Genomic DNA, 13,945 nt, shown 5'->3' with positions numbered 1-13,945 from the left:
CCGGTGAGCGTCGCTACTTCGCACTCACTCGCGAACCGCCATGGACCCCTGCCAGCGGAAGTCGTCGGCGCGGCCCGGGCGGGGCGGCGACGGCACCCCTTCCCTGAGAGCGCGCCGTGCCGTGTAGCCGTGATCGCCCTCGAGAGTCGGCCGCTTCGTGATGAGCTTTCCGTCCGATGCGAGGTCAGGCCGGGTCAGGGGCAGGACGGGGCCGGCCAGCGGCTTGGGTTCCAAGGGCGGCGTTCCCGCTGGCTCGGGCAGGCTCGGCAAGGATGAGCTGATGATCTGATCGACGCTCGCCCCCTCGGCCGGGGTTGGCGGAACGGCCGGCACCGCGGCAATGGCAGCTCCCGTGGTTTTTCCATCGATCAGGCGTTTGATCTCGGCATCGACGAAATGGGCTGCCTTGCGAGCGCCGGCCCGCGTGAAGAGCACGCCGTCGCTGGCTCGCAGGCGCGAAGGCTGGCCTGTGACGTCCGGCCCGGTAGCCGTGTAGTGGTTCTCGTCATCGACGAAGCCGGGCCAGATATCGACATAACTGCCCCCGTTGCGCTCGACGCCCTCACGGATGACCTCGTTGATTCGCACCATGTCAGCCGAGAAGCGGTCGCTGCGCATCGGCGGATTTCCGACCCAGACGACCGGAATGCCACGCTCGCGGAACGGCTGCATGACCGCGTCGATCCGCGCCCGGTAGATCTCGAGCCACCTGGGGGACAGCGGGTCGTAGCTCTCGTCGCCCTCACGAATCGTCTGCCGGTCGTTCGAACCCAGCATCACGACCGCAACCGTGACCTCCTGGCCCCCGTCGAGCACCTCCCGGATCGACTTCGACCAGTCATGCACCTCCTTCCGGACGAGGCCGCTGTCGGCCCGGACCTTCCGCACGACCTCGACGTCCGGCATTTCCTCGAAAGCATCGTCGAGCCCCTGTCCGGTCAGCTCGGCAAATGCGTCGCCGAACACGACGATATGCGTGGACGGATCGACTTTCGGGACTGCCGGCTTCGCAGCGGCCGCAGGTGGCGGCTGCGGTCGGCTCCGCCGGACACTCGGCGTGGGCCGTGGCCTGCGTGGAACATCCTCTTCGACACCGAAAAGCCGCCGCAGGTTGAACTCCTGTGGCGGTGGAACCGGGGCGCCCGGCGCTCTCTGGATGAGCATCCCCGGGTAATATCCGGGCGGCGGCCGGCCATAGCCCGGCGGTGGGGCCTGCCGTGGGTAGGCATTGCGCCCATCATAGTAATAGCGGGGATCGCCGGGCTGTGCAGACGACCTCGTAGCCGTCAGTGATGCTACGCCGATCGTGATGCAGGCCAGGATCAACCGCCATCGCATAGGAAGGTCCCCGCGCTCACCATCCGGCGAGTATAGGGCTTCCGCGGGGCGGCGTCAGCGGACCGTGCGCAATTCGCGCAGAAGGGCCGCATTGACGTATCCGTCCGGGATCAGCCCCCGCTCGAGCTGGAAGTTCCGCACGGCCTCCCGCGTCTTGGTCCCGAACTTTCCGTCCGTCTCGCCCTCGTAGAAGCCGAGCCCCGCGAGGTGCTGCTGCACTTCCTGGCGCTGGTCCCGCCCGAGCATAGGCTCCTTCGGCCAGTCACCCTGAATGGGCTTTCCGCCGAAGAGGCGGTCCCCGAGATGAGCGACGCCCATCGCGTAGGCGTCCGAGGAATTGTAGGCCTTGATGACGAGATAATTGTCGGTGACCAGGAAGGCGGGCCCTCTCGCCCCGCCCGGAACGAACAGGGTCGCCTCGCCGGAAGACGGAAACGGCTTGCCGTCGACCCGCCGGAGGCCCAGCCCCCTCCAGGCCTGGAAACCGTGGCGGTGGTTGCGGAAATCGAACCCCTCTGGGAGTTCCACTTCGAAGCCCCAGGGGAGGCCCGGCTTCCAGCCATGCTGGCGCAGGTAATTGGCAGTCGAGGCCAGGGCATCCGGGACAGAGCGCCAAATGTCGCGTCGGCCGTCCCCATTCCCGTCGACGGCGTATTTGACGAAGCTCGACGGCATGAACTGCGTCTGGCCCATCGCGCCGGCCCAGGACCCCAGCATCACTGAGCGTTCGACATGGCCCTGCTGGAGGATCTGCAGGGCGACGAGAAGCTCGTCCCGGAAGAAGGCTCCCCGATAACCCGTGTAGGCAAGCGTCGCGAGCGCCCGCACCACGTAGGTCGATCCCGTGAAACTCCCGAAATTGGTTTCCATGCCCCAGACGCCGAGCACGACCGAGCTTGGCACGCCATAAGTGCGCTCGACCCGGGCAAGCGTGTTGGCCCACTCGCTGGCGATCTGGCGCCCCCGCTCGAGGCGCTGGGCGGAAACCGCGCCATCGATGTAGTCCCAAATGGGACGCACGAACTCCGACTGTTTCCTGGTCAGGGCGATGATCTTGGGATCGGGCGTCACGCCTCGGAACGCCCCGTCGAACGTCGCCCGGGAAATGCCCCGGCGCCGGGCATCGGGCCAGAGCTGCTCCACGAAGCGGCGGAATTCGGCGCCGCCATCATTCTGCGCATGAGAGGGGCCGAGCGCCGCCAGCCCCAGGCAAAGGCTCAAGCCGACCGATCCGAGGATGCGCCGAAGCAGCGCAAGCGACGGGTGACGGGCCATCAATCGCTCCTGGCGCGCGATCAGCTGTGCCGAGCCGATCCGCGTCACAACACATGCAAAAAAGATTCCCCAGCGTGGCTTCGCCGCCGTACCGATGCCCACTGTCGTGGTCCCGGCCGGTGTTATTCTGCCCCGCCTCCGAGGCCTGAGCCCACCGCATCATGGTTAACGTTGGATTACGTTCGCAAGCCCCCGAGCGAGTTTTCCGCCCCGAACGGCCCATCCGGGACCTTTCGGCGCGAACATGGTTGCCCAACTCCTAACAGGTGCGATCTAGCGGCTGGTCGTGCTCAGGCGGCCCGGAAGTCTTGCAGCCTGCGCTCCCAGCGGAGCGCCTGATCGACGATCGTAGCGAGATCGTCGTAACGTGGCTCCCAAGCCAGCCTTTCGCGGATCCTGTCGACCTGTGCGACCAGGGCGGCCGGATCGCCAGCCCGTCGGCCCGTGTAGCGGACCTCGAAATCGACCTCGGACACTCTCTTCACGACCTCGATGACCTCAAGCACCGAGAACCCGCGTCCATAGCCGCAATTCAGCAGGAGGCTCTCGCCGCCGTTCCGCAGATGTCCGAGCGCGGCGACATGCGCCTGAGCGAGATCGCTGACCTGGATGTAGTCCCGGATGCACGAGCCGTCCCGGGTCGGATAATCGGTTCCGAAGACCTGCAGGAAAGGCCTCAGGCCAAGGGCCGCCTGGGCCGCGACCTTGATGAGGTGAGTCGCATTCGGGGTCGACTGCCCGGCGCGTCCGGCCGGGTCGGCCCCCGCCACGTTGAAATAGCGCAGAATGGCGAAGGTGAGCCCATGGGCATGGCCTGCATCCTGCAGCATCCACTCCGTCATGAGCTTGGAGCGGCCGTAAGGGTTGATCGGTGCCGGCGGGAGATCCTCGGAGGCGGAGCCCACGGACGGCTCCCCGTAAACCGCGGCGGTCGAGGAAAAGATGAAGTGCCGAACGCCGGATTTGACCGCGGCCTCGATGAGGCTGCGGCTCTTGACCGTATTGTTGAGGTAATAGCCGAGCGGATCCGCGACCGATTCGGGCACCACGATCTTCGCTGCGAAATGGGCGATAGCGTCGATCCCGTGCTCTTGGACCAGATGCCGCACGAGCCCGGCATCGCCGACGTCACCGGTCACGAGCGTGACATCTGGCGGAACTACATCCCGGACGCCCGTCGAGAGGTCGTCGAGCACGACGACCCGCTCGCCCGCATCGCGAAGCTCGAGCACCATATGGCTACCGATATAGCCGGCACCGCCCGTCACCAGAACCGCCATGGTCTTTCCTCTTCCCGTGCCCCTGTCCTTTGCAGGTTCGGGCGGAACGGTCTACCAGGTTTCGGGCTTTTGACCGAAATGGCGAGGCGTCCTGCAGGCAGGGAGAGCCGCGTTCGAGCAATCGGAGGAGCGGGTCGACCTCAGGCGGTGCCTAGGGCTTGGTCCTGACGCCGGGGCGGTATGCGGATCGGCCGCCCGCCTTGACACCACCTCATTCCCACCCTTCAACGCCCCCAAATCCCTCGAATGGCAATCCGATGAAAAAAATTCGCAAAGCCGTCCTCCCCGTCGCCGGCCTCGGCACTCGCTTTCTTCCCGCCACGAAGGCCGTTCCGAAAGAAATGATGACGGTGGTCGACCGGCCGGTCGTCCAGCACGTAGTGGACGAGGCCCGCGAAGCCGGAATCGAGCATTTCGTCTTCGTGACCGGACGCAACAAGGCGGTCATCGAAGATCACTTCGACATTGCATACGAGCTGAATCAGACCCTGGAGGCCCGCGGCAAGACCAAGGAGCTGGAGGAGCTCGTCCGGGATCTCCCCCAGGCCGGGCAGACGAGCTTCACGCGCCAGCAGGCGCCGCTCGGCCTCGGGCATGCGGTCTGGTGCGCGCGGGAGATCGTCGGAGACGAGCCCTTCGCCGTGCTTCTGCCCGACATGCTGAGCCGCGGCTCGATGGTGCAGATGATGGCGGCCTACGAGCGGCATGGCGGAAACATCATCGCGGTCGAGCAGGTGCTGGATGACCAGACCCATCAATACGGCATCGTCTCGATGGGCGAGACCTTCGGCGGTACCTTCGAAATCACCGGCATGGTCGAAAAGCCGCCGAAGGGAACCGCTCCCTCGAACTTCATGATCTCGGGCCGGTACATTCTGCAGCCGGAGATCTTCGAGATCCTGTCGCGCCAGGAGAAGGGAGCCGGCGGCGAGATCCAGCTCACCGATGCCATGAAGCAGCTTGCGAAGACGCAGAAGTTCTTCGGCATGCATTACCGGGGACGAACCTTCGACACCGGCTCGAAGATCGGTTTCCTGCTCGCGAATGCTGCCTACGGCCTCGAGCGCGAAGATCTTGCAGGTCCGCTCCGGGATGGGCTCGCGGAGCTCCTGAAGCAGGCTTGAACGCGCGAGGCACGCGCGCACGAAGTGCCGTTTCGAGACGGGCCGGCATCGCCACAGGCCCGTCTCAGCGGACCATCATCGAAGGGGCCCCCATGGCCAGAACGATGCCCCAGCCGCTCCCGGAGAGCGCAGCCGTCGATTCCGCGCTTCGCACGCTCGCGACCGAGCGGGATGGAATCGCCGAACTTATCGATGCCATCGGGAATGGTCTCGGAGCCACTTTCGCAGCTGCCGTAGAGGGCCTCGCCGCGGTGCGGGGACGCGTCGTCGTGACCGGAATGGGGAAATCCGGACATGTCGCGCGAAAGGTCGCCGCGACCTTCGCCTCGACGGGAACGCCAGCCCATTATGTTCACCCTGCCGAGGCGAGCCACGGCGATCTCGGGATGATCCGCTCGGACGACGCGATCCTGGCCCTGTCGTGGTCGGGTGAGACGACCGAGCTCGCGGACCTGATCGGCTATGCCAAGCGGTTTCGTGTTCTTCTCGTCGCGATCACGTCGCGAGCCGATTCGACCCTCGGCCGGCAAGCCGATCTATGCCTCGAGCTGCCCAAGGCACGCGAGGCCTGCCCGAACGGTCTGGCGCCGACGACCTCCACGACAATGCAGCTCGCCCTCGGGGACGCGCTCGCCGTGGCGCTTCTGGAACGGCGCGGATTCACCGCCGAGCATTTCCGGGTGTTCCATCCCGGCGGGAAGCTCGGAGCGCAGCTTCGTCTGGTGCGCGACATCATGCATGTCGGGGAGCGCCTGCCGATCGTGCTCGAGGGCACACGCATGGACCAGGCGATCCAGGAGATCAGCCGCAAGGGCTTCGGCTGCGTGATCGTCGTCGATGCGGACGGCGCACTCGCCGGCATCGTCACGGACGGCGATCTGCGGCGCAATCTCAGGCCGGATCTCGGGACGCTGCTCGTCGACGAGATCATGACGAAGAAGCCCCGGACGGTCCCGCCCGATGCACTTTTGGCCTCCGCCCTGGAGTTGCAGGAGAGTTCGGGAATTACTGCCTTGATCGTGCTCGAGGAACGCAAGCCGATCGGACTGGTTCACTATCTCGATCTGCTCCGTGCGGGCGTGACGTAGGGTTTCCGAGATCTTTCGTCATTTCGAATACAGTGAAGCGATTAAGGAGCATACCCTTCGACGGGTAGATTGCTTCGCCTCTGGCTCGCAATGACGGAAGTGCAATGAGAGGAGTAGTGCATCACGCGTACGGCTCGCAAGGACGGAGGTGGATCCGGAGTTGTTTCCGTTTCCGGCAGTGCTCATCCCTTACTCACGCCCTCGCCGTCATCGCGAGCGGAGTGGAGCAATCCAGCGGCACTGCTGCTGACAGGCTGGCTTGCTTCGCTTGGTTCGCAATGACGGGAATGCGTCTTGATAAGTTGCGCCACTTTCGGCTCGTACTAACGAAGCGATCGTATCACCCATCACACACACAACGGGTGCACACTCCCTTTTACTCCGCGGGCTGGTGAGCCGGATGCACTGCCCCATGCGCTTCGCCCGCCCGATGCTTGCGGCCGATCAGCGTGTAGACGGTCGGCACGACGAACAGGGTCAGCAACGTTCCGAGGCTCATCCCGCCGACGATGACCCAGCCGATCTGCTGCCGACTTTCTGCACCGGCGCCTTCAGCGAGAGCGAGCGGAATGGCGCCGAGCACCATGGCGCCGGTCGTCATCAGGATCGGGCGAAGCCGCAGCACCGCGGCCTCGATCACCGCTTCCAGGCGCTGCATTCCTGCTTCCTGCTGCTGATTGGCGAATTCGACGATCAGAATTCCGTGCTTCGTAATAAGCCCGACGAGCGTGACGAGACCGATCTGCGAGAACACGTTCAGCGAGCCACCGGTCCAGTAGAGCGCGGCGAGTGCACCCGTCATCGACAGTGGCACCGTGATCAGAATGATGAGCGGATCGCGGAAGCTCTCGAACTGCGCGGACAGAACGAGATAGATGAAGCCGAGCGCCAGGACGAAGACGACGGCGAGGCTCTGGGACGCGGCGCGAAACTCACGGCTCTGGCCGGCGAGATCGGTCTGCACGTTCGACGGCAGCACCTCCCGCGCGGTGTTCTCGAGGAAGTTGAGTGCGTCGCCGAGTGATGTGCCGGGCGCCAGATTGGCCGAGAGCGTCACGGCGCGGAGCTGATTGAAGCGCCGCAGATCCTTCGGCGCGACGCTCTCGGTCACGGTCACGATGTTCGAGAGCTGAATCATCTCGCCGCGCGGGGAGCGCAGATAGATGGTCGAAAGCGTTTCGGGTGATGCGCGATCCTCGGCTGCGAGCTGCACGTAGACATCGTACTGCTCGCCGTTCGCCTCGAACCGGGTCACTTGCCGCCCGCCGAGGAGCGTCTCGAGCGTGCGTCCGACGACCGAGACATCAAGGCCGAGATCCGCGACCTTCGCCCGGTCCAGGGCGATGCGGAATTCCGGCTTGTTGAGCTTCAGATCCGTGTCGACGTTCGTGAGCCCCGGGTAATCGCTCACCCGTTCGAGCAGCGTCGATACATATTCCTGAAGCTGCTCGTAGGTCCCGGAGGTCTGGATGACGAACTCGACGGGGCGCGACGAGCCCCTCTGGCCCAGAGACGGCGGGTTGTTCGCGAAGGCCCGAACACCGGGGATGCGGCTCAATTGCGGCGTCAGCGCCGCAGCCAGATCCTGCTGCTTGACGTCGCGTTCTGCCCAATCCTTGAGGCGACCGATCGCGACGAAGTCCGTGACGTCCGGGAAGCCGACGATGAGCAGCGACGAGGCGACCTCGGGAACCTGCGCGACGAGTTGACTGACCTGGCGGGCGTAGCGGCCCGTATAGGATAAGGTTGCTCCCTCTGGCGCACTGCCCCGCACCTGAAGGACGCCGCGATCCTCGACGGGCGCCAGTTCCGACGGAAGGCTCATGAAGAAGACGGCGCTCGATCCTGCTACGCCCACCGCCACGATTATGACGAGCCAGCGGACCCGGAGGGTTCCACGAAGAACGGAGCGATATCCGGACTCGAACGCCTCGAAAGCCCGCTCGACCGCGAGATAGAGACGGCCGGGATTGGACCTGTGCTTGAGGAGCTTCGAGCACATCATCGGCGTCAGTGTCAGGGCGACGAAGCCCGAGACGATCACGGCGCTGGCCAGCGTCAGCGCGAACTCCAGGAAGACGCGCCCGGTGCGCCCCGGCGAGAATGCGATCGGCGCATAGACTGCCGCGAGCGTCAGGGTCATCGCGACGACCGCGAACCCGATCTCGCGCGAGCCGCGGATCGCCGCCGCGACCGGCTCCATGCCGTCCTCGATGTGTCGGTAGATGTTCTCGAGCACCACGATCGCGTCGTCGACGACGAGACCGATCGCCAGGACCATCGCGAGGAGCGTAAGCGTGTTGATGCTGAACCCGAAGGCATACATCAGCGCGAAGGTCGCGATCAGCGAGATCGGGATCGTCACGACCGGTATGATCGACGCCCGCAAGGTTCGCAGGAAGAACAGGATCACGAGGACTACGAGGCCGACAGCCTCGAGAATGGTGCTGTAGACCGCCTTGATCGAGCGGTCGATGAAGACCGCACTGTCGTTGCCGATCTCCGATGTCATTCCCTCCGGAAGCGACTCGTTGATCTCCGGCAGGACCTGGCGCAATGCTGAAGACACGTCGAGCGGGTTCGCAACGGCCTGCTTGACGATGCCGACCGTGACCGTGGTCTTTCCATTGAAGGTACTGTCGCGCCGCGTATCGGCGGCTCCGAGCTCGACTCGCGCGACGTCGCGCATCTTGACCTGATAGCCGTCTGCCAGCTTGACGACGATGTTCTCGAACTGCTCCGGCGTGGTGAGACCCGTGCGGGAGAGAATCGTGAACTCGCGATCCTGGCTCTCGATGCGCCCCGACGGGAGCTCGACGTTCTGCGTGCGCAGCGCGCTCTCGATGTCCTGGACGGTGAGGTTGTAGGCGGCGAGGCGTTCCCGGTCGACCCAGATCCGCATCGCGTAGCGACGCTCGCCGAAGATCGTCACGTCGGCAACGCCGGTCAGGTTCTTGAGCCGATCGACCACGAACCGGTCGACATAGTCGGTCAGCTCGAGCGCGTTCATGCGATCGCTCGTGAAGGCGAGATAGATGACCGGCTGGGCATCCGCCTCCACCTTCGCGATGATCGGCTCGTCGATTTCGTCGGGGAGACGGCCACGAACGCGGCTCACGCGATCCCTGACGTCGCTCGCGGCCACGTCGGGATCGATCTCGAGCCTGAACCTCACCGTGATGCGGCTCGTCTCCGCGCGGCTCGTCGATTCGAGAATGTCGATGCCCTCGATCCCCGCAATGGAGCCTTCGAGGACCTGGGTCACCTGGGTTTCGATGATCGCGGCCGAAGCGCCGGGGTAGCGGGTCGTGACGGACACGACCGGCTCGTCGATCACGGGATACTCACGGACGGTGAGCCGGTCCCATGACACCACGCCGACGAGGATCAGGATGAGGCTCAGGACCGTCGCAAAGACGGGCCGCCTGATGCAGAATTCGGGAAGCCTCACAGGGCGTCTCGCGCGGTCACGCCCGGACTCGATACGGTCGACGACACGACCTCGACGAGGGCACCGTTGCGAAGGCGGGTCTGGCCGGCCGTCACGACGATCGCCTCCGGAGCGAGGCCTTCGAGAATCTCGACGTGGCCGGCCATGCGCGACCCGAGCCTGACCTTGGTCTCCACGGCCTTGCCGCTCTCGACCCGGTAGAGCAGCGCCGAGTCACCTCGCGGAACCACGGCCTCCTCGGGCACCACGACGACCTTCGCCTCAGACTGGCCCTTGACGGTGATGCGCGCGAACAGGCCCGGGCGGAGGACGAGATCCGGGTTCGGGAGGCGGGCCCGAATGGTGAGCGCCCGGCCGTTCACGTCGACCATGGGATCAATGGCGTAGATCGTCCCCCTGAAGACCTGCCGCGGGAGGGCGTCGACCGTGACCTCGATCTCCTGCCCGACCTTGACGTCGGCGAGGTGGATCTCGGGAACCTTGAAATCGACCTTGAGTTCATTGATCTTTTCGAGGTTGGCGAGGGGGGAGCCCGGGCCGACATAGGCACCGACGGAAACCTTCCGGATCCCTACAAATCCGCTGAACGGCGCCGTGATGGACAGCTTGTCGAGCCGCACCTTGATGAGGTCTACGGCCGCGCGGGCGGTCTCGAGCGCGCTGGTCGCCTCGTCCTCGGCGCGTTGGGTCGTGTTCCCGGATCGGGCCAAGGAGCTGGTCCGTTTGTAATTCGCCTCCGCGAGCGCCAGGCGAGCCTGTGCCTCTCCGAGCTCGGCCCTCGTCAGGGCATCGTCCAGCTTCACGAGGATCTCTCCGGCCCGGACCTGCTGCCCCTCCTTGAACAGGATTTCCGATACACGCCCGGCGACCTCCGATGAGATCTGGACCGACTCGTCCGACTGTAGGCTGCCGACCGAACGGATATCGGATCTCGATGTGACCTCGCGCGCTGTGGCCGTCTCCACGGGAACCGTTGCCGGCTGCTGCCCCGCGGGACGTGGTGCGGCAACCTGGTTCCTTCCGGTGTGCCCTTGTGCCCGCGCCATCACTTGCTCGCCCAGATCCCTGAGGCGATCGAGGCTGGTCCCGTCGAGCAGCACTGCGCCGGCTCCACCGAGCACGACGAGTGCGAGCACTGCGATGACTGACGTCCGCATCGGATCTCCGGCTAACGGTGTGGCTGATACCGCCCCGGTAATTGGTATGCCTGCGTTAAAAGATCAAATTACAAGATCGTCATATCCCGGGGAGCGGCGACACCCGGGGTTCATGCTCCATTGGGAGGCAGCCACGCCTTCCTGGGCCGGACGACTGCCCCGGAAGCACCTCGGCACCGTTAACCGTGACGGCAGGTTGTGAAGCGGCCAAGTCCGTCAGCCGGGCTCGACGATGAGCGTCGCGCCATCGACGCGCACGATCCGCATGCGGGTGCCCGCCGGGGTATCCGGGCCGACGATGCGCCAGGAGGAATCGTCCACCCTCAGCCGGCCCTCGCCTCCCTTGAGCGGCGTATCGAGCACGAAAACGCGGCCCACGAGGGCTTCCCCGCGCCGGTTGAGACCGTCTCCCGCAGGCCCGCCGCTCTCGCGGCTTCCGCCCACCTGGCGTCCGACGAGCACGCTGGCGACGGACAGGCCGGCAAAAATGAGTGCTGAGGCCTGCCAGGACAGATCGAAGGCGCCGACCACGCCACCGGTCACGAGTGCGGCGAGCCCGAGCCACAGCATGAAGATGCCGGGAGCGAGCAGTTCCGCTCCGATGAGCAGGAGCCCGAGCACGACCCAGGCCCAAGCCCCCAGGGCGGTGAGGAGGTCGGCGATCACGGCTCAGCCCTGCCCGTTCCCATTCGAGACCGGCGGCACGGTCCGCGGGGGCCGCGCGGACGGAGCGGCGCCATCGCCGAACACGCTCCGCGTCAGTTCCGCGATGCCGGCCAGCGTGCCGGTCAGCCCTGCCGCTTCGACGGGCACGATGATGACCTTCTGGTTCGGCGCGCTCGCCATGACCCGAAGAGCGTCGATGTATTTCTCGGCGACGAGGAAGTTGGCGGCCACCCGATCCCCTTGCGTGATCGCATCGCTCACCATGGTCGTCGCCCGGGCCTCCGCCTCAGCCTGGCGCTCGCGGGCCTCGGCGTCCCGGAAGGCGGCTTCCCGGCGGGCTTCCGCGGCGAGGATCTCCGCGGTCTTCTGCCCTTCCGCGCGCAACACCGCCGCCTGCCGGGCCCCCTCGGCCTCGAGCACGGCGGCCCGCTTCTCGCGCTCGGCCTTCATCTGTCGGGCCATGGCGCCGGCCAGGTCCGCCGGGGGAACGATGTCCTTGATCTCGACACGCGTGACCTTCGCGCCCCAGGGCGAGGCTGCAGCATCGACGACGCGCAGAAGCCGGTCGTTGATCTCGTCTCGGTGCGAGAGAAGCTGGTCGAGATCCATCGACCCGACGACCGTGCGGATATTCGTCATCGTGAGCGTCAGGAGCGCCTCCTGGAGATCCGCGACCTCGTAGGAGGCGCGGGCGGCATCAAGCACCTGGTAGAACGCCACGGCGTCGATCTTCACGCCGGCATTGTCCCGGGTGAAGGCCTCCTGGCTCGGAACGTCGAGCACCTGCTCCATGACGTTCACCTTGTGGCCGATCCGCTCGACGTAAGGGACGATCAGGCCCAGTCCCGGGCCGAGCGTCCGCGAAAACCGTCCGAAGCGCTCAACCGTATAGGAGTAACCTTGCGGAACGGTGCGGACGCCCATCGCGATCGTCAGGACCACGAGGACCAGGAATACAATAACGAAAACATCGAAGCCGAGCGAGATCGACATGAGCGTGCAAAGCCCCCACAGGCAAGAGCGCCGAAGAGGTCATATCGGAAAACGGAAGTTCACGCTATGGAGCTTGACGAAGCGTCAAAATTCCGTTGCGGCCCCAATGTCGCTTTCGCCGCAGTGACGCAAGGAAACTCCTTGAATCGATACCGGACGCCATCGCGGCACGGAGTCAGCGCAGCATCCTGGGTAGCCAGAGCGTCAGGTCCGGGAACAGCGTGATGATGACGAGAGTCCCGAAGAGGGGAATGTAGTATGGCATCAGCTCCCAGAGGATTGCGCGCATTGAGACCTTGGCAATATCCGTGATGAGGAACAGCGCCAGACCCATCGGAGGTGTGAGGAGCCCGAGCATCAGGTTGTAGATAGCAACAATCCCGAGATGAACCGGGTCGACGCCAGCCATGTGGAGCGGCCCGGCGATAATCGGGATCACGAGCAGCGTTGCGGTAGTGCTGTCCAGGAACATGCCGACAATCAGAAGTAGCACGTTGACGAGCATAAGCAGCATAAGCGGATCCGTGCTCAACGACAGGAGCTGACGGGCAACGGTCTGCGGGAGCTGTTCTATCGCGAGAATCCAACCGAAGATCGATGCCGCGGCCACAATGATGAGGATCGCCGACGTGCTCTTGACGGTTTCCAAAGCTGCAAAGATGAGATGACGCCAGGTAAGAGTGCGGTAGACGAATGCGCTGATGAAGATTGCATAAACCACCGTTACCGAGGCAGCCTCGGTGGGCGTGAAGAAGCCCAACAGCATTCCGGCAATGAGAAGAACCGGTGTCACGAGAGCCGGAAAGGCGGGGATGAAGTCGCGCATGATCTCCGAAGGCGTCGACCAGCGTGCAGCCCGGGGATAACCGCGCCGCCCCGCAAGGATCACCGTGGTGATCATGAGCAATGCGACGCAGATGAGCGCCGGTACGATGCCGGCGATCAGCAACTGAATAATCGAGACACTCGTCACCGAACCGTAGATGATCAGCGGAATGCTCGGCGGAAAGATGGGACCGACGATTGCCGAGGCGCACGTGAGGGCGCCGGCAAATTCCCGCTTGAACCCATGCTGGGTCATTGCCTTCACCTCGATTCGCCCGAGGCCGCCTACATCCGCGAGCGCTGCTCCGCTCATGCCGGAGAAGATGAGGCTCGAGAGAATGTTCACCTGAGCGAGCCCGCCCGGGATGCGCCCGGCGAGTGTCTCGGCGAACTTGAAGATGCGTTCCGTGATCCCAGCCTGGTTCATGAAGTTGCCGACGAAAATGAAAATGGGCACGGCAACGAGCGGGAATGAGTCGAGTGCATAGGACATGCGCTGACCGATCAATTGGATCGGAATATCGCTGACCAGGACGTAAACGATCGCCGGAAGGAGAACGGCGAGCACGACCGGCCATCCGAGCAGGAATGACAGGCTGAAGCCAGCGATCAGAGCAACACTCATGCGGTGTGAATCCTAAGGAGGTTCTGTACAGGGCGACTGCAGCGCGTCCGGGACCGGAGAGTCCCTTGGCGGAATCGCCGCCTTGTCCCGACGTTCGAATGCTTGCGGCGCAACGTGCAGGCG

At 64.9% G+C, this 13,945-nt stretch carries 10 protein-coding genes; 2 read left to right on the top strand and 8 right to left on the bottom strand.

The genetic code is table 11. The annotated features are described in order from the left end of the window. Positions 1 to 24 precede the first annotated feature (24 nt). From BN1233_RS05800 to galE, 3 genes are all read right to left on the bottom strand, one after another. Positions 25 to 1,338, bottom strand: a complete 1,314-nt coding sequence (locus tag BN1233_RS05800; protein WP_046862617.1) for an SGNH/GDSL hydrolase family protein — start codon at positions 1,336 to 1,338, stop codon at positions 25 to 27. A 54-nt stretch (positions 1,339 to 1,392) separates the two neighbouring features. Further along, positions 1,393 to 2,613, bottom strand: coding sequence for a lytic murein transglycosylase (locus BN1233_RS05795; protein WP_046863111.1), 1,221 nt, complete (start codon positions 2,611 to 2,613; stop codon positions 1,393 to 1,395). 290 nt (positions 2,614 to 2,903) lie between these two features. Then, positions 2,904 to 3,893, bottom strand: coding sequence for a UDP-glucose 4-epimerase GalE (galE, locus tag BN1233_RS05790; protein ID WP_046862616.1), 990 nt, complete (start codon positions 3,891 to 3,893; stop codon positions 2,904 to 2,906). A 257-nt stretch (positions 3,894 to 4,150) separates the two neighbouring features. Here galE and galU point away from each other — a divergent pair, with 257 nt between their 5' ends. Both galU and BN1233_RS05780 read left to right on the top strand, forming a co-directional pair. Beyond that, positions 4,151 to 5,017: a UTP--glucose-1-phosphate uridylyltransferase GalU gene (gene galU / locus BN1233_RS05785; protein ID WP_046862615.1), complete on the top strand. Its 867-nt coding sequence runs from the start codon at positions 4,151 to 4,153 to the stop codon at positions 5,015 to 5,017. Positions 5,018 to 5,109: 92 nt separating this feature from the next. Continuing rightward, entirely contained in the window at positions 5,110 to 6,105 is a 996-nt protein-coding gene (locus BN1233_RS05780) for a KpsF/GutQ family sugar-phosphate isomerase (RefSeq protein WP_046862614.1), read from the top strand. 376 nt (positions 6,106 to 6,481) lie between these two features. Here BN1233_RS05780 and BN1233_RS05775 read toward each other — a convergent pair whose 3' ends face one another. The 5 genes from BN1233_RS05775 to BN1233_RS05755 form a co-directional block, all read right to left on the bottom strand. Continuing rightward, positions 6,482 to 9,556: an efflux RND transporter permease subunit gene (locus BN1233_RS05775; RefSeq protein WP_046862613.1), complete on the bottom strand. Its 3,075-nt coding sequence runs from the start codon at positions 9,554 to 9,556 to the stop codon at positions 6,482 to 6,484. Continuing rightward, positions 9,553 to 10,713, bottom strand: a complete 1,161-nt coding sequence (locus tag BN1233_RS05770; RefSeq protein ID WP_052763708.1) for an efflux RND transporter periplasmic adaptor subunit — start codon at positions 10,711 to 10,713, stop codon at positions 9,553 to 9,555. The genes BN1233_RS05775 and BN1233_RS05770 overlap by 4 nt, the downstream gene beginning before the upstream one ends. Positions 10,714 to 10,929: 216 nt before the next feature. Further along, the gene (locus BN1233_RS05765) at positions 10,930 to 11,379 is read right to left on the bottom strand and encodes an NfeD family protein (protein ID WP_046862612.1); all 450 of its coding nucleotides are present in this window, start codon (positions 11,377 to 11,379) and stop codon (positions 10,930 to 10,932) included. A 3-nt stretch (positions 11,380 to 11,382) separates the two neighbouring features. Further along, complete coding sequence (locus tag BN1233_RS05760; RefSeq protein WP_046862611.1) at positions 11,383 to 12,372, bottom strand: SPFH domain-containing protein; 990 nt, start codon at positions 12,370 to 12,372, stop codon at positions 11,383 to 11,385. Positions 12,373 to 12,547: 175 nt separating this feature from the next. Next, positions 12,548 to 13,822, bottom strand: a complete 1,275-nt coding sequence (locus BN1233_RS05755) for a TRAP transporter large permease (RefSeq protein ID WP_046862610.1) — start codon at positions 13,820 to 13,822, stop codon at positions 12,548 to 12,550. Between the last annotated feature and the right edge of the window lie 123 nt (positions 13,823 to 13,945).

Source organism: Microvirga massiliensis, from assembly GCF_001006805.1.
In the GTDB taxonomy this organism is placed as follows: Bacteria; Pseudomonadota; Alphaproteobacteria; order Rhizobiales; family Beijerinckiaceae; genus Microvirga; species Microvirga massiliensis.
This window is presented reverse-complemented; position numbering and strand designations above follow the sequence as displayed.